At 71.5% G+C, this 21,844-nt stretch carries 20 protein-coding genes and 3 tRNA genes; 7 read left to right on the top strand and 16 right to left on the bottom strand.

Going from position 1 to position 21,844, the window contains the following annotated elements:
* Window positions 1-9: 9 nt before the first annotated feature.
* The 4 genes from N865_RS10380 to N865_RS10365 all read right to left on the bottom strand — a co-directional run bounded on the left by N865_RS10380 (window position 10) and on the right by N865_RS10365 (window position 4,086).
* Window positions 10-1,053: a chorismate-binding protein gene (locus tag N865_RS10380; protein ID WP_034805192.1), complete on the bottom strand. Its 1,044-nt coding sequence runs from the start codon at window positions 1,051-1,053 to the stop codon at window positions 10-12.
* A 55-nt stretch (window positions 1,054-1,108) separates the two neighbouring features.
* Window positions 1,109-1,591 (bottom strand): glutathione peroxidase, encoded by a 483-nt coding sequence (locus N865_RS10375; protein ID WP_034805187.1) that lies wholly within the window; start codon window positions 1,589-1,591, stop codon window positions 1,109-1,111.
* Window positions 1,592-1,712: 121 nt separating this feature from the next.
* Window positions 1,713-2,696 carry a non-homologous end-joining DNA ligase gene (gene ligD / locus N865_RS10370; RefSeq protein ID WP_034805183.1) on the bottom strand — a complete coding sequence of 328 codons (984 nt, stop codon included), beginning with the start codon at window positions 2,694-2,696 and terminating at the stop codon, window positions 1,713-1,715.
* Between the two features lie 70 nt (window positions 2,697-2,766).
* Window positions 2,767-4,086, bottom strand: coding sequence for a cation:proton antiporter domain-containing protein (locus tag N865_RS10365; RefSeq protein WP_034805180.1), 1,320 nt, complete (start codon window positions 4,084-4,086; stop codon window positions 2,767-2,769).
* Window positions 4,087-4,406: 320 nt separating this feature from the next.
* Here N865_RS10365 and N865_RS10360 point away from each other — a divergent pair, with 320 nt between their 5' ends.
* Window positions 4,407-5,906, top strand: coding sequence for a DUF2252 domain-containing protein (locus N865_RS10360; RefSeq protein ID WP_084328130.1), 1,500 nt, complete (start codon window positions 4,407-4,409; stop codon window positions 5,904-5,906).
* 141 nt (window positions 5,907-6,047) lie between these two features.
* Here the strand turns inward: N865_RS10360 and N865_RS10355 are convergent, their stop codons facing one another.
* Together N865_RS10355 and N865_RS10350 are read right to left on the bottom strand one after the other, a co-directional pair.
* A complete protein-coding gene (locus N865_RS10355) occupies window positions 6,048-7,388 on the bottom strand; it encodes a hypothetical protein (RefSeq protein ID WP_157557652.1) in 1,341 nt (446 codons plus the stop codon).
* Window positions 7,389-7,398: 10 nt separating this feature from the next.
* Entirely contained in the window at window positions 7,399-7,890 is a 492-nt protein-coding gene (locus tag N865_RS10350; RefSeq protein WP_034805177.1) for a DUF7144 family membrane protein, read from the bottom strand.
* Window positions 7,891-8,176: 286 nt separating this feature from the next.
* Here N865_RS10350 and N865_RS10345 point away from each other — a divergent pair, with 286 nt between their 5' ends.
* Both N865_RS10345 and N865_RS10340 read left to right on the top strand, forming a co-directional pair.
* Window positions 8,177-8,440, top strand: coding sequence for a hypothetical protein (locus tag N865_RS10345; RefSeq protein WP_051510440.1), 264 nt, complete (start codon window positions 8,177-8,179; stop codon window positions 8,438-8,440).
* A complete protein-coding gene (locus N865_RS10340; protein WP_034805174.1) occupies window positions 8,433-8,687 on the top strand; it encodes a hypothetical protein in 255 nt (84 codons plus the stop codon). The genes N865_RS10345 and N865_RS10340 overlap by 8 nt, the downstream gene beginning before the upstream one ends.
* A gap of 102 nt (window positions 8,688-8,789) precedes the next feature.
* Here the strand turns inward: N865_RS10340 and N865_RS10335 are convergent.
* The 4 genes from N865_RS10335 to N865_RS10320 form a co-directional block, all read right to left on the bottom strand.
* Window positions 8,790-8,862 (bottom strand) — tRNA-Gly (locus N865_RS10335).
* A gap of 205 nt (window positions 8,863-9,067) precedes the next feature.
* The gene (locus tag N865_RS10330) at window positions 9,068-10,258 is read right to left on the bottom strand and encodes an FAD-dependent oxidoreductase (protein ID WP_034805325.1); all 1,191 of its coding nucleotides are present in this window, start codon (window positions 10,256-10,258) and stop codon (window positions 9,068-9,070) included.
* Window positions 10,245-11,549 carry a flavin-containing monooxygenase gene (locus tag N865_RS10325; RefSeq protein ID WP_084328129.1) on the bottom strand — a complete coding sequence of 435 codons (1,305 nt, stop codon included), beginning with the start codon at window positions 11,547-11,549 and terminating at the stop codon, window positions 10,245-10,247. Before N865_RS10325 ends, N865_RS10330 begins: the two co-directional genes overlap by 14 nt.
* Before the next feature lie 79 nt (window positions 11,550-11,628).
* Window positions 11,629-12,198: an OsmC family protein gene (locus N865_RS10320; RefSeq protein WP_034805172.1), complete on the bottom strand. Its 570-nt coding sequence runs from the start codon at window positions 12,196-12,198 to the stop codon at window positions 11,629-11,631.
* A gap of 207 nt (window positions 12,199-12,405) precedes the next feature.
* Here N865_RS10320 and N865_RS23035 point away from each other — a divergent pair, with 207 nt between their 5' ends.
* Both N865_RS23035 and N865_RS10315 read left to right on the top strand, forming a co-directional pair.
* Window positions 12,406-12,561 carry a hypothetical protein gene (locus N865_RS23035; RefSeq protein ID WP_169735734.1) on the top strand — a complete coding sequence of 52 codons (156 nt, stop codon included), beginning with the start codon at window positions 12,406-12,408 and terminating at the stop codon, window positions 12,559-12,561.
* Between the two features lie 179 nt (window positions 12,562-12,740).
* Window positions 12,741-13,601 carry an SDR family oxidoreductase gene (locus tag N865_RS10315; RefSeq protein WP_034805170.1) on the top strand — a complete coding sequence of 287 codons (861 nt, stop codon included), beginning with the start codon at window positions 12,741-12,743 and terminating at the stop codon, window positions 13,599-13,601.
* A gap of 69 nt (window positions 13,602-13,670) precedes the next feature.
* Here N865_RS10315 and N865_RS10310 read toward each other — a convergent pair whose 3' ends face one another.
* The 6 genes from N865_RS10310 to N865_RS10285 all read right to left on the bottom strand — a co-directional run bounded on the left by N865_RS10310 (window position 13,671) and on the right by N865_RS10285 (window position 16,948).
* Entirely contained in the window at window positions 13,671-14,858 is a 1,188-nt protein-coding gene (locus tag N865_RS10310) for an acetyl-CoA acetyltransferase (RefSeq protein ID WP_034805168.1), read from the bottom strand.
* Window positions 14,859-15,037: 179 nt separating this feature from the next.
* A complete protein-coding gene (locus tag N865_RS10305) occupies window positions 15,038-15,514 on the bottom strand; it encodes a CoA-binding protein (protein WP_034805165.1) in 477 nt (158 codons plus the stop codon).
* A gap of 212 nt (window positions 15,515-15,726) precedes the next feature.
* Window positions 15,727-15,801 (bottom strand) — tRNA-Val (locus N865_RS10300).
* A 28-nt stretch (window positions 15,802-15,829) separates the two neighbouring features.
* Window positions 15,830-15,902 (bottom strand) — tRNA-Gly (locus N865_RS10295).
* A gap of 201 nt (window positions 15,903-16,103) precedes the next feature.
* The gene (locus tag N865_RS10290; RefSeq protein WP_034805163.1) at window positions 16,104-16,433 is read right to left on the bottom strand and encodes a putative quinol monooxygenase; all 330 of its coding nucleotides are present in this window, start codon (window positions 16,431-16,433) and stop codon (window positions 16,104-16,106) included.
* A 152-nt stretch (window positions 16,434-16,585) separates the two neighbouring features.
* Window positions 16,586-16,948 (bottom strand): hypothetical protein, encoded by a 363-nt coding sequence (locus N865_RS10285; RefSeq protein WP_245603722.1) that lies wholly within the window; start codon window positions 16,946-16,948, stop codon window positions 16,586-16,588.
* Window positions 16,949-17,058: 110 nt separating this feature from the next.
* Here N865_RS10285 and N865_RS10280 point away from each other — a divergent pair, with 110 nt between their 5' ends.
* Window positions 17,059-17,889, top strand: a complete 831-nt coding sequence (locus N865_RS10280; RefSeq protein ID WP_034805157.1) for a class II glutamine amidotransferase — start codon at window positions 17,059-17,061, stop codon at window positions 17,887-17,889.
* Window positions 17,890-18,021: 132 nt separating this feature from the next.
* Window positions 18,022-21,844: PKD domain-containing protein (locus tag N865_RS10275; protein WP_157557651.1), on the top strand; the 3,823-nt coding region annotated here is incomplete at its 3' end.

Genomic DNA, 21,844 nt, shown 5'->3' with positions numbered 1-21,844 from the left:
ACCGGGTGGTCATGGTGTCACAGTGCCGGCGGCGAGCCCGATGAGCCGGGACGCCTTGAGCTCGGTCTCGGCCCACTCCCCCGCCGGGTCGGAGGCCCACGTGATGCCGGCTCCCGTGCCGAAGCGCAACCACCGCCGGCCTTCCTCATCGTGCTCGGCCCAGAAGGTCCGGATGCCCACCGACAGGTCGGCTTCGCCGCGATCGGCGTCGACCCACCCGATCGCGCCGCAGTACGGCCCCCGCTCACCGACCTCGAGATCGTGGATCGTCCGCAGCGCGCTCGACTTCGGGGCTCCGGACACGGACCCCGGAGGGAAGGCCGCGTCGAAGATCGCGTCCCAGCCGACGCGTTCGCGAAGCGTCCCGCTGACGGTCGACACGAGGTGGACCAGGCCGGGGTGCTCCTCGATGGCGCACAGCTCGTCGACCCGCACGCTGCCCGGCTCACAGACCGCCGAGATGTCGTTGCGCATGAGGTCGACGATCATGACGTTCTCGGCGTGGTCCTTGGGCAGCATCTGCTCGGCCGTCGGAGCGGTGCCCTTGATCGGCTTCGTCACGAGGCGTCCGTCGCGACGGGACAGGTAGAGCTCCGGTGACGCGCCGACGACGTCGAGCCCGCCTTCGCGGCATCGGATCCGCGCCGCGTGGGGCGCGGGGTTGCCTCGTCGCAACAGGGCGTCGAGCCCGTCGAGGTCCGCGCCGGCGTCGAGCTCGTGGCGAAGGACCCGGCACACGTTGACCTGGTAGACCGCCCCCGCGGCGATGCGCCGCCGGATCTCCTCGACGGCCGAGACGTATGCCGCCCGGTCGAGCGAGCTGTGCCAGTGGCGGTCGAGCGGGTCCCAGTCGACCCCCTCGAGCAGCACTGGATCTCCGGGGACCAAGGGGAGCGGCTCGACGTCGGCGAACCGGACGGCCGTGACCGCGCCTTCGAACGTCGCGACGACGGCCCAGAACCCCGACTCCGAGATCGCGGAGAGGGCGTCGCGCCCGCGGCGCACGTCGATGACTCCGCGGGCCTGCCGGTCGGCGAAGCGGGCATGGTCCACGGCCTGATCCTAGGTGGGACGGCCACTCGCACGAGCCCGCCCCCTCCGACCGCGCTCAGTCGGTGAGGGCCTTCTCGATGTCGGTGGCGATGTCGGCCGGCTCGACGTTCGGGGCGTAGCGCTCGATGACCGCGCCGTCGCGCCCGATGAGGAACTTCGTGAAGTTCCACTTGATCCTCGAGCCGAGGACGCCGCCCTTCTCGCTCTTCAGCCACTCCCAGAGAGGGTGCGCGTCGTCGCCGTTGACGTCGACCTTGTCGAACATCGGGAACGTCACGTCGTACTTCGCGGAGCAGAAGGCGCTGATCTGGTCAGCGGTGCCCGGCTCCTGGGCGCCGAACTGGTTGCACGGGAAGCCGAGGACGGTGAAGCCCCGGTCTCGGTAGGTCCGCCACAGCTCCTCGAGCCCGGCGTACTGCGGCGTGAAGCCGCACTCGCTCGCCGTGTTGACGACGAGGACGACGTCGCCTGCATAGGCGGAGAGGGCCTGCTCCTCGCCGGTGAGCGTCGTTGCCGTGAAGTCGCCGAGAACGGCCATGGGTTCCTCCTGGGTGGGGCTCGTCGGCGTCGTCGGACGCCGAGGTCGGGGTGGCTCGCATCGTCGCACACCTGGCTCGACGGCATACGGTCGGGCGACGCCACGGACCCTGGACCTCCGGTCACGCGGAGGCGTCGGCCTCCGACTCGGGCGGCACGACGGCGCCCTCGTGCTCGTCGCGCTCGGCCCACTCGAGAAGGGGCGCCAGGTCGAAGACGGCGTCGTCGATCCCCGCGTGGAGGTCCCCGAGGCGGGCGAACCGGTCGGGCATCGTCGCGATGGTGAGGTCCTGCGGCTCGACGTCGCTGACCTCGTCCCACGTGATCGGGGCCGAGACGGTGCCGCGGGGGTTGCCGCGGACGCTGTAGGCGGCGGCAATCGTGTGGTCGCGGGCGTTCTGGTTGTAGTCGACGAAGAGGTCGGACGGCGACCGGTCGCGGCGCCACCACGTCGTCGTCACGTCGTCGGGGAGCCGGCGCTCGACCTCGCGGGCGAAGGCCAGCGCGGCCCGGCGCACGTCCTGGAATCCCCACTCCGGCTTGACCCGGACGTAGACGTGCAGGCCCGATCCCCCGGACGTCTTCGGCCAGCCGACCGCGCCCAGCTCGTCGAGGATCTCTCGTGTCGTCAGCGCGGCCCGGCGCACGCGGTCGAAGGGGCACTCGGGCATGGGGTCGAGGTCGATCCGCCACTCGTCGGGCTTCTCGGTGTCGGCGCGGCGGGAGTTCCAGGGGTGGAACTCGACGGTCGACATCTGCACCGCCCAGATGACGCTCGCGAGCTCGGTGACGCAGAGCTCGTCGGCGTGCAGCCCGTAGCGCGGGAAGTGCAGGCGCACCGTCTCGACCCAGGGGGGCGCGCCGGCGGGCAGCCGCTTCTGGTGGACCTTCGGCCCGTCGACGCCCTTGGGGAACCGGTGGAGCATGCACGGCCGCTCGCGCAGGGCGTTGACGATCCCGGGCCCGACGGAGAGGTAGTACTGCGCGAGGTCGAGCTTGGTCTCGCCGCGCTCGGAGAAGTAGACGCGGTCGGGGCTCGAGAGGCGCACCGTGCGGTCGCCCACCTCGAGCTCGACGGACGGGGCCTTGCTCGACGCCGCAGCCATGGACCAACTCTAGGGGCCGTATGCCGCCGGGCCGGGACTGCGCGCCCTGCCGGGTTCGTGCCCCGCAGCATCAACCGGTGCGCTTCGCGCCCGGTGGCGCGGCCGATGGACGGGTCCGCCTGGGAGCCCGGCGGGGCAGCCCGCGGACGGGCAGGTCTCCGGGCTCGGCCGCGCCCGGCGCTGCCGGTGCCCGGCGATCGCCGGCCCGGGCGGAGGCGCGGCCGAAGCGGTCGGCGAGCGGGGCCGCAGAGAGGCCGTGGACGATGACGCTGAGCACGACGGTGAGCAGGATGACGGCGAGGGGCTGCTGGGCGTCGGGGCCGAGCTCCTCGAAGGCGATGAGGGCGAAGACGAGCGAGGCGAGTCCGCGCGGCCCGAACCACCCGACGAAGAGGACCGTGTCACGGCCGAGGCCGCTCCCGACGCAGGCCAGCGCGACGGGGACCATGCGGACGGCCGTGAGGCTGAGCACGGCGTAGCAGAGGGTGGCGAGGCTCGTGTGCGAGAGCGCCGCCGAGACCCCGATCGCACCGAAGACGAGCCAGACGAGCAACGAGGCGAGCCCGCTCACCTGTTCGACGAGGACGAGCTCGGCCAGGCCGCGCCTCCCGGCCACCGCCCCGAACGCGAGGCCGCCGATGAAGGCGGCGATGAAGCCGTTGCCGCCGAGGGTGACGGCAGCGGTGTAGGCGGCGACGGAGAGGGACAGGACCGCGATCCCGGCGAAGTCCTCGGCCACCCACCCGGCCTGCCGGGCCCGCCGCAGGATCCAGCCTCCGGCGACGCCGACCGCGCTCCCGACGAGCGCCCCGACGACGATCTCGAGCAGGGCCTCGCCCAGCCCACCGGCGTCGGCCAGCCCCTCCGCCGACGCGGCTCCCGCGATGGCGACGAGGACGACCGGCGTGGCGATCCCGTCGTTGAGCCCGCTCTCGACCGTGATGAGGCGCCGGACCCGGGCCGGGACGCGCGGGTTCGTGACCACGGGGATCCCGAGTGCGGCGTCGGTGGGCGCGAGCGCCGCGGCGACGAGGAGCGCCGGCCACGGGCCGAGTCCGGGCAGGAGCCAGGCGGCCAGGCCCCAGCCGGCGAGGATCGTCAGGGGCAGCCCGATGCCGAGGAGTCGCGCGATGTTCGCCAGTTCGACCCTGAGGTCCTGGGGGCGGACCCGCGCGGCGTCGGCGAAGAGGACGAGGACGAGGGTGAGCTCCACGACGGGACGCAGGCTGGTCGCCGTCGAGGCGGGGTCGCTCACCAGCGTGCGGCCGAGGATGGCGCCCGCTCCGAGGAAGACGATGGGGGCGGTCAGGTCGGCCCGCTCCAGCCGCGCCGAAACCATCCCCCAGGCGAAGACGAGGGCCGCGACGACGAGGAACGTATTCGGGCCCATGGCGCTCCTTGGCCAGGCATCCACGTCGCCGGCCCGTGCGGCCGTGGCGATGGATGCCATCGATGACGTGGCGGTTCGACGGGGAAGGCCGTCGGACGACGTACCGACGATGGCGCAGCTGCGGTGTCGAGGCCTCCCCCGCTGTTGGTGAGACCGCGCCCGCGCGGCGGGGTGTCCCGTCCTCGCCACGGCCGGCCTGGCTCGCGCGCCCTGCCGCCTCATCCGACACGGGTGATGCCCCGGCGCCACGGGGGGCGTTCGCTGGGGGCGGACGACCTCTCCCCGAGGACGCCCGGGACGCAGTCGAGGATGTGAGGCACATGGGCGCACGAGGCGGCAAGAGCGGGACGGCCGGGGCCACGGAGCAGTTGAACCGACCGGGCGGCGGGGCGGGTCACGCGCCGCGCCCCGACGACCACCCCGGACCGGAGGAGCGGGTCGCCCGCGGCCTGGCCGCACGGTCCGCGGTGCCGCCCGGAGAGCTGGGCGACTTCGAGCCGGCAGCTGACCGCCCCGGCGTCGCCGACGTCCTCGCCGACCAGGCGAGGACTCGCGTGCCCGAGCTCGTCCCGATCCGGCATGCCAGGATGGCGGTGTCGCCGTTCACCTTCTTCCGCGGGCACGCGAAGGGGATGGCGATCGACCTCGCGCCCGGGCCCGTCTCCGGGATCAGCGTCCAGCTCTGCGGCGACGCCCACCTGTCGAACTTCGGGGTCTTCGCCTCCCCCGAACGCCACCTCCTCTTCGACGTGAACGACTTCGACGAGACCCACCCGGGCCCGTGGGAGTGGGACGTCATGCGGCTCGTCGCGAGCATCGCCGTCGCCGGCCGGGCGAACGGGTTCTCGGGCAAGCAGCGCCGGGCCTGCGTGCTCGGCACGGCCGAGCGCTACCGGGAGGCCATGGCGCAGTTCGCGGGCATGCGCTTCCTCGATGTCTGGTACTCCCACGCCGACGTGGACGAGCTACGAGGGGAAGTCCTGCCCAAGCTGAGCGCGAAGCGTCGGCAGACCATGGAGAAGAACCTCGGCAAGGCACGCAGCAGCGGCAACCTCAAGGCCCTCGCGAAGCTGACGGAGCTCGTCGATGGAGAGCTGCGTCTGCGCAGCGACCCGCCCCTCATGGTGCCCCTCGGCGAGCTGCTCCCGGAGGACGACCGCGCCGACCTCGTCGCGCGCATGCTGGGCCTCCTGCAGCACTACCGCGGCACCCTCCCGAGCGACAGGAGGATGCTCTTCGACCGCTTCGAGTTCCTCGACATCGCACGCAAGGTCGTCGGTGTCGGCAGCGTCGGGACGCGCTGCTGGGTCGTCCTGCTCCGCGGTCGCGACGACCAGGATCCCCTCTTCCTCCAGGTCAAGGAGGCCGAGGCGTCGGTCCTCGAGGCAGCGATCCCGGCGGCGATGCGGCCCGCGGAACCGTTCGGCAACCAGGGCGAGCGTGTCGTCAAAGGCCAGCGGCTCATGCAGGCCGCGAGCGACATCTTCCTCGGCTGGCAGCGCGTCGACCAGGGCATCGACGGTGTGGGCCGGGACTTCTATGTCCGCCAGCTGCGCGACATGAAGGGCTCGGCCCTCATAGACCAGATGAACCCGCCGACGATGACGCTCTACGGCCAGTACTGCGCCTGGACCCTGGCGCGGGCCCACGCGCGGTCCGGGGACGACATCGCGATCGCCGCCTACCTCGGTGACGACGACGGGTTCGCAACGGCCATGGCCAGGTTCGCAGAGACGTATGCCGACCAGACGGAGCGCGACCACGCCGCGTTCGTCGACGCGATCGGGTCCGGCCGGCTCCCGGCCGCTGCGTCGGTCTGAGCCCGGTCGTCCGCCGGGCACCCGGCAGGCCGTATGCCGCTCAGCCCAGCTGAGCGGCATACGGTGGCGTCTGCTCGTGGCGTCTGCTCGCGGCGAACCCTCTGGGGAGGGCAGCCGGCGGCGGGACCAGCGGGCCGCCCGTCACGCGACGGGAGTCCGCGGGTCTCCTCCGCTCGGCGCCACCGACAGGGCGACGGCCGGCGGACGAGCGATGAACTCGATCAGTCCCACGAGGACGAGCACGACGAGAGCCGTCACGAGGACGACCTTCCCGTCGGGACGGTCCCAGAAGACCAGGGTCAGTCCGCCGAGGATGGCGACGGAGAGGTCGAGCGCCCGCTTGTGCGCGAACGCGAAGGCTCCGACGCGCCCGGTGCGCAGTCCCTTCGACTCGGCGCCCCCGCGCAGAGAGGCGATGCCCTTGCCGAGCGCCTCCCGGGTTCGGACCGCCGAGGTCGAGGGGCCGGTGAAGAACGCGCCGAGGGCGATGACGAGGAAGGTGAGGGCCGTCGTGCGCAGCCCGGTCCGCAGGAAGCGGACGAGCGTGTCGAAGACGTCCCCCGCGGCCTCGCGGGGCGTGGTCGAGGGAAGTGCGTCGAGGTAGAGCGGCCTGGCGACGGCGAGCAGGACCCCGATGGCGAGCACGGCGGCCACGATCCCGAGGGACCCGAGCATGAGGGCCCGCCGATGGTCCCGCGCGAGGTACACGCCGAGGCCGAAGAGGATCAGGGTGATGATCGGCAGCCACACGCCGAGGGTGTTGAGCAGGTTGAAGAGGCCCTGGGCCTTGGTGACGGCGTTGGACTGGACGAGGGTGAACGACGTGTTGACCGTCGGGATGTTGCTCGCGAAGCCATAGCCGTTCGCGACCAGCTGCTGCTTGACCTGCGCGACGATCGGCGCGAGGTTGAGGGTCACCGTGCCGTTCTGGGCGCTGAGCGCGCCGCCCTGCTCCCCCGAGAGCAGACGCACGAGCTCCGCGTGTGCGACGCGGTTCGCCTGCTCCCACACCGCGGCGAACTGCGGACTCGCAAGGGCCTTGTCGACCTGGGTGCGGGTGAAGCTCTCGATGCCGTTGACGATCGGCGCCTGGAGCCCCTGCAGGGCGCTCGCGGCCACCGGAGGCAGGTCGAGCCTGCCGAGCGCGGCGAGGGTCTGTGCCGTGATCGACTCGATGTCGACGCGCGCGAAGATCTCGGCCGTCACCCGGTTGGCCAGGGCGTCCTGGACCGCCGGGTCGCTCGCCAGAGGCGCGACGGTCTCGACGTACTGGTTCGTGTCGGAGACCTGGTTGTGGGCCCAGACGGCCGTCACCGCGAGAGGTGCAAGAAGGCAGGACAGGACGATGAGGATCGAGGACACGATGGAACGCCACCGGCTCCGGCCCTCCTCCGGAGTCGGTGGCGTCGCGCGCTCCGCCTCGAGCTCGGCCACCCTGCGGCGGAGTCGCTCGAGCTCGTCGGCCTGGTCGGTGACGGCCACGTCGATCACCTCAGCGTGACTCGGCCGGCGGGCGTACCTCGCGGCCGTGGACCATGATGGCCCAGATCACGAGAACATCGATGGCGATCATGATCGTCGACCAGATGGGGTAGGCCGCGAGGAACCCGATGTTGACGACCGCACTGACCATCGCGGCGATCACACCGACGACGCGGGCCCACATCTGCCCGACGAGCAGGCCGATGCCGGCGAACAGGACGATGAGGCCGATGATCATGTGGATCCAGCCCCACGCGGTGTAGTCCACGTGGACGACGAGCTTGTTCGTGCCGACCAGGTAGTACGTGTCCTGGAAGATGGCGACGAGGCCCTGGATGGCGTGGAAGACGCCGAGCATGATCATCATGACGCCGCCGAAGGCGATCCAGCCGACCCAGCCGCTCGGCTCGGGGGCCCACTCGGCCTGCGGTGGGGTGGCTACCGGCCTGCCGTCCGGCGAGGTGGACGGAACCGGGGTTGGTGTTGACCTGATGTCCGACATGGTGAGCTCCTGTCTCTACCGCGTGGTCTGACGCTGCAAGCCTCGTTCCACGGGCCCGCCATGTCCTCGTCCGTGGGGGGTGATCCGCGCCGGCCCGGGACCCGGCTTCAGCGACCGCGGTGCTGACGAGTTCTCGGCAACCACGGCCGGGTCAGGTGCGACAGACACCGGCCGCGGCGGTCGGTCGCAGGCCGGTGGATGTGGGCGCGATCACCCACCCGGGATGACGACCACGCGTGGGGACCTTGCGAGTCTCGAAGCCACGGACGTCCGGAGGAGATGGATCATGGCGCAGTCGAGGTATGAGGTCCGCGTCGCCGGCACGGTGCCCGCCGAGGATCTGGATGACATGCGGGCCGTCCGCATCGAGTCCGACCCGGTCGACACCGTCCTCTACGGCGTGGCCGACCAGGCCGCGCTCTTCGGGCTGCTCACCAGGCTGCGGGGCCTCGGCATCGACGTGGTCGAGGTCAGGCGGGTGGGCGAGGTCGGCGAGATCGCAGAGATGGACGACGTCGAAGGACCCGGGAAGGTGCATCGCGATGAGTAGCCCCACCACGCCCGCCGTCGGCAGCTACCAGGTCGCCCTGGCCGGGCGACTCGGTCCCGCCCAGCTTGCGGCCGTCGCCGGCCCCGGCGTCCAGCACCTGCACTCGACCAGCCGCTTCGTCGTCGACCTGCCCGCCGAGCTGGGCGTCCTCGAGATCGCCGCGATGCTCCGTGCCCGGGGTCTCGTCCTGCTGGACATCCGTCGCCTCGGCCCCGCAGGTGAGGGAACCGGGCAGCGCGACGCCTGAGCGTCCGGCGCTGATCATCCACGGGGGATGAGGCGGCGCCAGGTGACGTGTGCCGGGGCGTGCGAGGACCCCGGTCGCTCGGCGACCGGGGTCCTCATCGAGAGCGGACGACCGGGCTCGAACCGGCGACCTCAACCTTGGCAAGGTTGCGCTCTACCAACTGAGCTACGTCCGCATGACACCGCCGGAAGCAGTGCCGCTCGGTGCGTGGACGACCTTAGCGGATGAGGTGGCCTCCCGCGAAACGCGGTGTCCTGGCGCGAGATCGACTCCCCAGGGCCCGAGGACGACGAGGTCACGACACGTGGCAACACCCCTCCCCCGCCCCACGGTGTCACGCCACGGTAGGGGGCGACTCCTGCGGCGTCAGGTGTCAGGTGTCAGCCGACGGACTGGCGGCTCGCCATCTGGGGTTCGACACCGGGGAGGCCCTCGAGCAGGCTCAGCTCGTCGCCCATGGCGGAGCTGACCTGTCTCAGCAGGACCTGGACCGTGTCCAGGTCCCAGTCGTACGCGGCGATCCGGTCGCTCACCTCGAACAGCGCGAGGGACAGGGTGTCCCTCCGCGACTGGTAGCGAGCGAGCGCGGGGGCCTCGGCCGCAGGGTCGTCGAGCCCGGCGAGGACCGCCCGGGCGAGCAGCTCGGAGTCGCGCAGGGCGTCGGTGATGCCGTGCGAGGTGATCGGGTCGCGGAAGTACCCGGCATCCCCGACGAGCGCCCAGCCGTCGCCCCAGGAGCGGCGCATCTGCCCGGGCACACCCGACCACCCTCTGAGCCGCTCCGCCCGACGGCCCGAGGCGAGGCGTTCGGTCAGGCCCGGGGCGGCCGCCGCGAAGAGGCGGGAGAACGCCGCAGGTCCGTCGTGCCGCCGGGCGTCTCTCAGACGGTCCGGTGTCGTGCCGACGAAGATGCATGTCAGACCCTCGTTCGTGGGGACGAGTCCGGCCGCTGCGCCGTCGCCGTAGGCCCACTCGTACCCGGTCACGGGCACCCCCTCGTAGTAGCTGTAGAGGATGGCGCCCCCCGCGCGCCCCCGCCGTACGACCGGCGCCGACACGAGGTCGGCCACCGTCGAGCGCAGGCCGTCGGCACCGATGACGAGGCGGGCCGTCGCTGCGAGCGACCGACCGTCCGGGCCGACCGCACGCACCCCCGACACCCGGCCGCGAGCATCACGGGTCAGCCCGGTCACGGTCACCCGGTGGCGGACGTCGGCGCCGGCGGCTGCCGCGGCGTCGGCGAGGACCCGGTCCAGCAGGTGCCGCCGTGGGGCGAAGAGCGCCGGGACGCCTCGGCCGGCCCGGAGGGTGACCTGTACGGGCTCGCGTCCCGCGTAGTGGAAGACCGTTCGCCGCACGGGTGGGGTCTGCGCCGCGACGATCGTGTCGAGCAGCCCCCAGCGCGAGAGCTGCAGCACCCCGGCGCGCATCAGCCCGTGCGTCGAGACCGTGTCCGACCCGTGGGCCGACTTCTCGAGCAGAAGGACTCGGGCGCCGGCGCGCGCGAGGAGCATCGCGGTCGAAGCACCGGCCGCCCGGCCGCCGACGACGACGACGTCATGCGAGCTCACGTCGGTCACCGCCTCTCGGGTCCGGGCCGTCGGCTCTGAACCATCCGGGTCCTCGCCCGGAACTCCCGACGAGATGCGCGACGACCATCGCCGCGTCGTGCCGCGCGCCGTCGATCATGGCCGAGTCGCGACGATGCTGGAACCGCTGGCCGACGACATAGACGCCGGGGGCCGGGGTCACGCCACGTCGGTGCCGGATGTCGCCCTCGGGCGTCGTGATCGACAGCCTCAGCCACGGAAGGTCCTGCCGGTAGCCGGCGGCGACGACGACCGTGCGGATCCGCTCGGCCCGTACGTGGAGGGCCGTGGCGGTACGGACCTGGCCGAGGGGGCGTGGGCGTTCGGCCGGACGGCCCCGCCGCCCAAGGAGGCCCGCGTCGACCTGTCGGTCCACGCTGTCAAGGAAACGATTCATCCGCCGGTCCGCGTCGGTGGTCGTCGTCTCCAGGTCGTCGGCGAAGCACACGCGCCGTCCGTCGGAGTCGCTCAGCCTCCCGACGAGCCGGACGCCGCGAGCACGGAGGGCAGGTAGGTCCACCTCGGTTGCCCCCGCGTCGCCCGGCCCGCGACCGACGAGCTGGGCCGACGGCTCGCGCCGGGCCGCTCGCGGGTCGCGGACCTGCTCGATGGTGCGGCTCGACCGGCCGGTCCGCTCGATCCAGCGGTAGACGTCCAGTCCCCGGTACGACCGGGGCAGTCGGGTGTGGCGTCCGACGGACAGGACGACCTCGCGGCCGGCCCGACGAAGCTCGTCGGCGATCTGGACGCCGGAGGCCGAAGCGCCGACCACCAGCACCCCGCCGGCTGGGAGCAGGTCGGGGTTGCGGTAGTCGCAGGCGGCGACGACGTGCAGCTCACCGGCCAACGGCTCGAGGGCGGGTGGCAGGTGGGGCCGGCTCCCCGGTCCCGTCGCGATGACGACGTGGCTCGCCGCCCACGAGCCTCGGTCGGTGCACACCACGTAGCGCCCGCCCCGGTGTGCGACCTCCTCCACGGCGGTCCCGCGCGCGACCGGCGACCCGAACGACGCGGCATACGCCTCGAGGTGCTGGGCCAGCGCTCCCGCGCTCATGAACCCGTCCGGGTCCCCCACCGGCTCGGACCAGTCGGGAAGTCGAGTCATCCAGGTGGGTGTCAGCAGGTGGAGCGAGTCCCACCGGGCGGACAGCCAGCTCTCCGCGACGCGCCCCCGCTCGAGGACGACGTGGTCGCGGCCCTCCCGGGCCAGCAGGCGGCTGACGGCGAGACCCGCGTGGCCGGCGCCGATGACGACGGTGTCGATGATGTGCATTGCTCTCCTCCTTCGCCCCGCCGGGTCCGGTCGGCCGTATACCGTCCGGACCCGGCTGGGCGTCCGTGACCGTCGCGCCTCAGCCGGTCACCACGTCGATGGAGACGGGCGTCGGGTTGGTGAGTGCGTCGAAGACCGCGGAGCGCCGGCGGGACTGCTCGACGATGCCGCGGAGGGTCTCGTCGTCGGCGTCGCCCTCGATGTGGAAGGTGACGCGGATCCCCTCGTAGCCGTTGCGGACCGCTCCACCGCCGAGGCCGAGGATGCCGAGCAGGTCGATGTCGCCCTCGACGACGGACGTGACCTTGGTCAGCGCGACACCGCGTGCGGCCGCGATGTTGGCCACACCGGAGGTCAGGCACGCGGCCAGGGCCGGAAGGAGGTACTCGACGGGAGTCGGCCCCCGGTCACGGCCCACGAGGACGGCCGGGTGGTCCGCCTCGACGACCGTCGGGTTCTCGTGGGCGAGCTCCTGCCCGGCCCCGAAGAAGCCGGAGATCGTCGAGCGGCTGTGGGTGCCGGACTGCCAGGTGTTCTCGGCGCGGAACTGGAACTTCGCGATCTCGGGCTGGGCCTTCACGGCGTCGAGCGTCGCGAAGAGGGTCGGGGTGTCGACGCCGTTGAGGTGAGCGCCTGCGGTGATGGTCATGCCGTTCTCCTTGTCTGGAGGCCGGGACGGTCCCGGCCGCTGCTGGATGACCGGAACGTAGGAAGGCCGCCTTCCCTCGGCCTTCCCCGGCCTTCCCGCAGCGCCCTGCGGCGCGGATGAGCGCGCTGTCGCCCGGGAAGGCTCGCGGAAGGCGGCCACGGGACGGTTCCGGTGTCAGCTCGACACCAGAGACAGGGAGAGAACACGATGTATGACCCGACCATGTTGTGGATGGCCGAGCAGCGCCGCCTGTCGCTCGCCGCGGAGATGCGGTCCGAGCGCTCCGACAGCACGCGACGTGCCGGCCTGGCCTCGGGCCGATGGTGGCGCCAGTCCGGGCCGGAACGACCCGTCGGCGCGTGACCCCCGTGCCCGCGTCGCCGTCCAGGAGCGAGACCCCCGGACCACCTCGGGTGGCCCCGGGGGTCTCGTTGCGTGCCCCTTGCCGGGGCACCCCCTTGCCGGGGCGCGAACCCGTCCGTAGGGTGGGTCACTGACAGATAGACAGATCTGTCTACTCAGAGGACTGGCGGAGGACCGCGATGGGCTCGATGTCCGGCAAGACCGTTCTCGTCACGGGCGCCACCGGCGGGATCGGCCTCGCCACGGCCGAGGGTCTTGTCTCCCTCGGAGCCCGCGTAGGAGTCGTCGGGCGGGATGTCGCACGGGCCGAGGCCGCCGGCCAGCGGCTGCGCGCCGGAGGGGGTGAGGTCGACGTCTTCCTGGCCGACCTGTCGTCGCAGCGCGAGGTGCGCCAGCTCGCGGAACGGGTGCGAGCGGCATACGCGCGTCTCGACGTCCTGGTCAACAATGTCGGCGGATCCTGGGCGAGCCGGCACACCACCGAGGACGGCCTCGAGCGCACCTTCGCGGTGAACCACCTCGCGCCCTTCCTCCTGACGAACCTGCTGCTCGACCCGCTGCGCGCGAGCGCACCGGCGCGCGTGGTCACCGTGTCGTCCGGCGCACACGCCATGGGCCGCATCGACTTCGACGACCTGCAGGGCGAGCGGCGCTACAGCGGGCAACGCGCCTACAGCCAGTCCAAGCTCGCCAACGTCATGTTCACGTACGAGCTCGCGCGGCGCCTGCAGGGCTCCGGCGTCACCGCCAACGCCCTCCACCCCGGCGTCGTCCGGACCGGCTTCGGGCAGGAGGACTCAGCCCCCTGGATGCGGGTTATGCTGCCGGTCATGCGGCCCTTGATGAAGAGCCCCGCCCGGGGCGCCGAGACATCGATCTACCTGGCGTCCTCCCCCGACGTGGAGGGCGTCACCGGCCACTACTTCGCGAACAGGAAGGCGAGGAGCTCGTCCCGAGCCTCGCAGGACGCCTCTGCCACGGCTCGGCTCTGGGACGTCTCCGCCGAGCTCGTCGGGATGCGGTCGGGCGACCGCGCCTGACACGACCGTTCGGCCAGGGGGCCGAGCCATCTGGGCGCGGCTGGCCCCGACGAGGCGCGCACCCGCGCCTCAGACGGCCTCGAGCACGCTGACGTAGTTCGCGACGGCCAGGCCGCCCATGTTGTGTACTGCGGCGCGACGAGCACCGCCCAGCTGCATCGCCCCCGCCGTGCCGGAGAGCTGCATGGCGGCCAGGACGTGCTGCGACACGCCGGTGGCGCCCACCGGGTGGCCCTTCGCCTTGAGGCCGCCCGAGAGGTTGACCGGCAGCCTGCCGTCCCGGTCGACCCAGCCCTCCTCGACGGCCCGACGTCCCTGGCCGCGGGGCGTGAGGCCGATGACCTCGTAGAGCACGAGCTCGGCGATGGTGAAGCAGTCGTGCACCTCGACGAGGTCGAGGCCGTCGAGGGCGGTCCCGGCCATGTCGAGTGCGCGCCGCCAGGCGGCGACGCTGCCCGCGAACTCGAGCGGGTCGCGCTTGGCCGCCGGGAGGAAGTCATTGGCGTGGCCGAAGCCCGTCAGGCGCACCGGCTCCGTGGCCGCACCCGAGGTGGGTGCGGTGGACAGGACCACGGCGGCCGCGCCGTCGGAGACCGGTGAGCAGTCGGTGCGGCGGAGCGGGTCCGCCACGATGGGGTTCTGGTCGGACACGGTCTGGCAGAACTGCGCGCCGAGGTCCTTGCGCAGCTGGGCGTACGGGTTGTCCACGCCGTTGCGGTGGTTCTTCGCGGCGATGAGCCCGAGAGCGTCGCCGACCGGGCCGTGCCGCTTCTCGTAGTGCCTGGCCACCTCGGCGAAGAGGCCGGCGAACCCCGTGCTCGAGGCCCTGCCGGCCAGCTCGTAGTCCGCGCCGAGGAGCGCCGCCCCGACGAGGTCGGCCGGGGCGTGCGTCATCTTCTCGGCGCCGATGACGAGCACCGTGCGTGCCGTTCCCGCGAGGAGGGACTTCACGCCCTGCTGGACGGCGGCCGAGCCCGAGGCACAGGCGTTCTCGACCCGCGTCGCGGGCGTGTTCGCGAGGTCGTCGGAGACCTGCAGGGCGAGCGAGGAGGCGAAGCCGAGCGGCACCATCCCCGAGTTGTACTGGCCGAGGTAGATCTCGTCGACCCGGGCCGGCTCGATGCCGGCGTTGGAGATGGCCTCCCGCGAGACGCTGACGATCAGGGACTCCAACGTCTCGTCCGCAAGCTTGCCGAACCGGGAGTGGCCCCAGCCGGTCAGCAGCACGTCCGTGCCGAAGGTCTCGCGCACTCCCATGGCCCTCTCCTCCGTCGCAGCGGTCGGCTCCCGACCTCTCCCGATCAGGCTAACCGCGCCGAGCCGTGGGTCCATGGCTCCCCGACACCACTCGACCCCGGAGGCTGACAGGGGGCGAGCATGAACTCATGGCCTGGCGGGACGGTGCCTCGCCCGGACGGTGTCTCGGGCAGTGGGTTTCACACGCTCCGCGGGACGTGGTGGTTCATCGTGAGGGCCCACTTCATCATCTTGTGGCCCGAGTCCGCGGTGGGGTCGAACATGAGCGGGCAGCCGCCGTCGATCACCGTCATGCCGTGCTCGCGGGCGTAGGCCGTGGCCTCGGGCGACACGCTCCCCATGCCGAAGGCGCGATGCATCCAGACCTCGCTGATGCCGAGCCTCTCGCACTCCTCGACCGTGCCCTGGGCGCGCTCGGGACGGGTGCCGATGACCACCGCCTCGACCCCACCCGGGATCGACGTCAGGTCCGGGTAGCACTGGTCGCCCTCGACCTGCTCCGCGTTCGGGTTGACGGCGAAGACCTCGTAACCGCGCTCCTTGAGCCGCTTGTAGACGACGTTGCTGCCGTGGTCGGCCGGCGTTCGGGATACCCCGGTGACGGCGATGCGGTGATGGCCCAGGAAGTGGGTCGCAGCCTGCTTGATGGTCTCCATGGTGACTCCTCCGTGTGGCGCGCCTCCCCCTCGACGGTTCACGATGGCCGGTCTCGCCGGGGCGACGCTGGGCTCACCCTCATGCTGCGAGTGCGCCGGGCCACGCGCACGGGTCCAAGGTCCTGATCCCGAGCCGCGGCATACCCACGCGGCCGGTCGCCCGACATCGAGAACGCCAGGCCGGCAGGGGACCGGCTGACCTGGCTCCTGCGTGGTGGGCGATACTGGGTTTGAACCAGTGACCTCTTCCGTGTCAAGGAAGCGCGCTACCGCTGCGCCAATCGCCCGGGTGCCCCTGTCGACCAGGGACCCGAGAGCGGACGACCGGGCTCGAACCGGCGACCTCAACCTTGGCAAGATTGCGCTCTACCAACTGAGCTACGTCCGCGGGGCACCGACCGGAGCGCTCTCCGCGCGGTGCGTGGGAGACGTTAGCGGATGAGGCACGAATCCGCGAAACCCGCTGGCGTCACGGCCGTTCGGTCCCTCGTGGCGGCCTACCCCTCCATCGATCCCGTATGCCGCTCGGCGGGCTCGGGGGCCGGCCCGGCCACTGTCGCAGGCTGCGACCGGCCCGGCCCGCAAGGGGTCAGTCCGCGGCAACCGCCATCTCCCCCAGCTCCGACCACTCGGTCCCGGGGACGGTGACGTTGATGATCGCCGGGGTGCGCACGAGGTATGCGGGCAGCTCCGCGGTCGCCGTCCGGAAGTGCTCGCTCTGGACGTGCGCGCCACCGGCTGCGTCGTCACGGAACGCCTCGACGAGGACGTACTCGGTGGGGTCGTCGAGGCTTCGGGACCAGTCGAACCACAGGCATCCGTCCTCGGCTCGCGTGGCCTCGGTGAAGGCCCGGGAGATCTCGGGCCAGTCGTCGGCGTGCTCGGGCTTGATCGGGAACTTCGCGGTGATGAAGATCATGAGTGCTCTCCTCCGTGGAACGGTGTGGACGGGTTCTCAGTCTGGTCGACGCGGGCGGCTCGTCGGTGAGGACGTGCGGACCCGCAGACGGTCGTCCCGCGCCGAGGCACGGTTCGCGGCACGAGGTCCACCGGGTGGTGGTTCCGGGACCGTCACCATCGGCTTCCGGGGCGGGCGCGCCTGCTGGGCTCCAGAGCGCGCCACTCGCGACCCAGGAGCGCGTACTGATACTCGTCGATCCACCCCAGCTCTGCGTGCCAGAGGCCTTCGACGGCATGCTGCTCACGGCGCATGCCGGCACCCTCGACGACGCAAGAGAAATCGGTGTCACTCGCCGGCACGTCGAGCCACTCCCTCCGGAACATCTCGGGGTCCACGTGGGTGCGCACCATGAAGCGATTGACGACGGGGTCGTTGCGGAGCGACAGCAGACGCTCGATGTCGCCGTCCCTCGCTTCGCGGAAGACGAGGGAGCCATCGCGCATCGGCCACGGACGTGCATCCATGGCACGCATCCGCGGCAGCCGACCCGCGGGACCAGAGATTTGGCCGGCATCGCGACTCATGCGCAGCGGACGATGACCGGGACGGCCACCGCTGGTTCCGTGGAGGGATGTGCAGATGGATGGTGTACTCAGGTGACCCGGTCCTCGCGGAGGACCTCCTCTTCAAGCCGGAGCACTCGCTCATCGAGCAGAGCCTCCACTCGAAGATGGGCGCGACGACGACGAACGGCGACGGTTTCGGGATCGGGTGGTACGGCGAAGGCTCGACCCCGGCGATCTTCAAGAGCGTCGACCCGGCGTGGAACGACCGCAACCTGCGCGAGCTGACGAGCCAGGTGCGGACCCCGCTCCTCTTCGCCCACGTGCGCGCGTCGACGGGCACAGAGGTGCAGCGGAGCAACTGCCACCCGTTTCGGCACGACGGCTGGCTGTGGATGCACAACGGCGTGCTCAACGGCTTCCACGACCTGAGGCGCGAGCTCGTCTTCGCCGTCGATCCGTCGCTCTACCCCGAGATCGAGGGCTCGACGGACTCCGAGGTGCTCTTCTTCCTCGCCCTCACCTTCGGGCTCGAGGAGGACCCGGTCGAGGGGGTCGCCAAGGCCGTCGGCTTCGTGGAAGAACGCGCCGAGCGGCGCGGCATCCCCAACGCCGTCCAAGCGACGATGGCGACGACGAACGGCGAGTCGGTCTGGTGCTTCCGCTACTCGACGCAGCACCAGAGCCGCAGCCTCTTCCACTCGACCGCCCTGACGCGCCTGCGCGAGCTGCACCCCGAGGTGGAGATGCTCCAGAGGCTGGGAGTCGACACACGTTTCGTGGTCTCCGAGCCGCTCCGGGACCTCCCCGGAGCGTGGCGTGAGGTGCCGGAGTCGTCAGTCGGCATCATCCAGCCAGGCGCGGATGAGATCCGCACGTTCGAGCCCCAACGTCCTGCGGTCATGCTCTGAGGGGAAGCGCCCCGCGACATGGCACTCGCTGTCCGTCGGGTTGACCTCGGACCGCTCCTCCCCTAATCGGCGTAGGGCCGCTCGATCGTCGGGCCGATCCCCCGGTCGACGGCCGGCCCTACCGTCATCCTCATGCACAGTGCGCGCCCGCGCGCGGCAGGAGCCGGCTCCGACCATCGCGCCCACCCAGGTTTGCGCCTCGCGCTGTGCCTCGTGGCCGTCCTGCTGCTCGCCCTCGGCGCTCGCCCGGCCGTGAGCTCGGCGGCGACAGGGGTCGATGAGGTCCACTACACCTTCACCGGCTCCAGCTCCGTCGCCATCGACTGGCGCGGTGCCGCCAACGACGTGCGCTGGGGGACGACGACCGAGTACGGACAGACCGCGACCGGCGTCGCCCCTGCGTGGACCCCGTGGTCGTCCTCCGGCCCCTTCTGGCAGCTGGAGCTCGGCGGCCTGTCAGCCGGCGCCACCTACCACTACTCGATCGGGGGCGGTCCCGACTACACGTTCCACGCGCCGCCGACGTCGACATTCCGGTTCGACGCCATCGGGGATGTCGGGGACACGGCGCACTTCAGCAAGCTCGCGACGACCCTCGACAACATCAGCGCCGACGACCCGTCGTTCGTACTGATGGTCGGCGACCTGACGTACGCCAACGGGTCGAGCAGCAACATCACGGCAGTCGACCAGCACTTCAACGACGTCATGCGTTGGAGCAACCGGTCCGCCTACATGCCCGCCTGGGGCAACCATGAGTACGACGTGGCCGGGTCGGACGACCTGCGCAACTACAAGGGTCGCCTGCTCATGCCACATGCAGCGGCCTCGCCCGGCTCGCCGGCGATCTCGTGCTGCGGCAACGACTGGGGCTGGTTCGACTCGGGGCCGGTCCGGTTCATCTCCTACCCCGAGCCCTGGACCGGCGCCTGGAGCGACTGGCAGTCCAAGGCCGGCCCGCTCATGCGGCAGGCGCAGGACGACCCGACCATCAAGTACATCGTGACGTACGGGCACCGCCCGGCGTACTCGACGGGCTACCACGCCGGCGAGGCACAGCTCGCCTCCATCCTCGGGGGGTTCGGCGACTCCTACAGCAAGTACGTGCTCAACATCAACGGTCACTCCCACGACTACGAGCGGTTCCAGCCGATCCAGGGCGTCACCCACGTCACGGTCGGCGCACCGTCGTCCCTCGAGCAGCCCTGGACCAGCACCGATGTCCGGACGGCGCTGCGGACGATGCACCTCTCGCACCTGCGGGTGGACGTGGGCGACACCGGCCTCAGGCTCCAGGCGATCTGCGACCAGTCGACGTCCGGGGAGGACCTGACGTGCAGCGCCGGGAGCGTCATCGACGAATACGTGATCGGCACCCCTCCCGCGCTGCCCGTCGCCACCGACTTCTACGTCGACCGGACGAGCCCGACGTGCAGCGACTCGGGGACGGGGTCGAGCGACGCGCCCTTCTGCACCCTGACCAAGGGCGTTGCGCGCCTGCAGGCGGGTAACGCCCTCTACATCGGCAACGGCACCTACGCGGAGACGATCAAGCCCTCGGCGTCCGGCACCGCGAGCGCTCCGATCACGATCACGAGCTGGCCCGGTCGCAGCCCCGTCATCGGCACCGGGGTCACGAACGGCGCGTACATCTCGGCCAAGAGCTACATCACCCTGGCCAACCTCACCTTCACCGCGACGACGGGTGACGGGATCTACGTCACGAAGAGCGACCACATCACGGTCACGGGCAACACGGTCACCAACGCCGGACGGCAGGCCCAGGGCGCGACCGCGCCGGGGATCAGCATCCGGGCGACGAACTACGCGGTCGTGTCCGACAACGACACGAACCACAACAGCGACACGGGCATCTACATCACCAACACCTCCACGGGGGCACTGGTGAGCGACAACCAGTCGAGCTTCAACGCGCAGGGCTGGCAGCGCAACGCCAACGGCATCAACGTCACCAGTCCGGGCAACACGGTGATCCGCAACGTCACCCACGACAACGAGGACTCCGGGATCCAGCTCTACACCGGGGCCAACAACAACCTCGTGACGCTCAACGTCACCTACAACAACGGGGACCACGGCATCGACAACCTCAACGTGACCGGGGGGACGATCGTCGGCAACACCGTGTTCCACAACTGCACCACGGGGGTCAACCTCGAGGGGTCCACGTCGGGCAGCTATCGCATCGGCAACAACATCGCGGTCGACAACGCCGTCTATCCGGCGTATGCCGGCATCGCCTGCGCCCGCCGGGCGGGGAACATCGGGGTCTGGGACGGCGCCCAGAACACGACCCTCGTCGACCACAATCTCGTCTACCTGACCAAGTCCGGAGTCATGTATGCCTGGGGCACGACCTTCACGTCGCTGGCTGCGATGCAGAAGGCATCAGGCCAGGAGGCGTCCGGGGTCCAGGCCGACCCGAAGTTCGTCTCGCCCGCCAGCTGGGCGCTGCAGCTCAAGGAGGGGTCACCCGCACTGGACCGCGCGGACAGCGGCATACCGGGCGAGCAGGCGACCGACATCCTCGGCTACCCGCGGGTGCGCGACCCCAACGTGAGCAACGCCTTCGCTGCGGGACCACGGCTCTATGACGACCTCGGGGCCTACGAGTTCCAGCCGGAGGTCCTGCCGGCGCCCATCCAGCCCCCGACGGCCGCCCTGGCCCTGACACCCACGCAGGGGACGGCGCCGCTCGCCGTCACGGCGGATGCCTCCGCGTCCACCGACCCACAGGGCCAGACCCTGACCTACGCCTTCGACTTCGGCGACGGGACGACCCTGCCCGCCCAGAGCAGCCCGACCGCAACGCACACGTACCAGAGCGCGGGTACCTTCACCGTGACGGTCACCGCGCGGAACACGTCCGGTGTGAGCGGGGTGGCCAGCAGCTCCGTCACCGTCACGGCTCCGCCGCCGGTCGTCCAACCACCGAGCGCAGCGCTCACCGTGACGCCCAGCAACGGGATCGCACCCCTGTCGGTGACGGCGGACGCCTCGGCCTCCACGGATCCGCAGGGTGGGACCCTCGCCTACGCGTTCGACTTCGGTGACGGCACCGTTCTCCCGGCGCAGGCGTCGGCGACCGCGAACCACGTCTACCCGAGCGCCGGCACGTTCACGGTCACGGTGACGGTCTCGAGCAGCACCGGCCTCAGCAGCTCCACCAGCGCCACCGTCACAGCCGCGAACGCGCCGGTGGTCCAGCCGCCCGCCGCAGCGCTCAGTGTGACCCCCACGGGCGGCACCGCTCCCCTCGCCGTGACCGCGGACGCCGGCGCCTCCACCGACCCGCAGGGCCAGGTGCTGAGCTACGCGTTCGACTTCGGCGACGGAACGACGCTGCCCGCTCAGGCCTTCCCCACAGCCACCCACACCTTCACGACGGCCGGCGCCTACACCGTCACCGTCACCGTCACGAACACCTCGGGCCTGTCCGACAGCGCTGCCAGCACCCTTGCCGTGTCCGACCCGCCAGTGATCCAGGCGCCGGCCGCCGCGCTGAGCGTGACGCCCGTCTCCGGCACCGCACCTCTCGCCGTGACCGCGGACGCCGGCGCCTCCAGCGACCCGCAGGGCCAGACCCTGACCTACGCGTTCGACTTCGGCGACGGCACGACCGTGCCTGCCCAGGCCTCCCCCACCGCGACCCACACCTACGCCACGGCCGGCGCCTACACCGTCAGCGCCACCGTCACGAACACCTCCGGGCTGAGCGCGACCGCACAGCAGACCGTCACCGCGTCCGTGCCGGTGCTGGCGCCGGTGGCCAGCTTGGGAGTGTCCCCGTCCGCCGGGCTCACCCCGCTGGCCGTCACCGCGGACGCCGGCGCCTCCAGCGACCCGCAGGGCCAGGCGCTGACCTACGCCTTCGACTTCGGCGACGGCACCACGTTGCCTGCGCAAGCCTCCCCCACTGCCACCCACTCCTACC

The sequence above is a fragment of the Intrasporangium oryzae NRRL B-24470 genome, from assembly GCF_000576595.1.
GTDB lineage: Bacteria > Actinomycetota > Actinomycetes > Actinomycetales > Dermatophilaceae > Intrasporangium_C > Intrasporangium_C oryzae.
The sequence above is the reverse complement of the archived record's forward strand: the minus strand, read 5'-3'. Positions and strand labels throughout refer to the sequence as shown.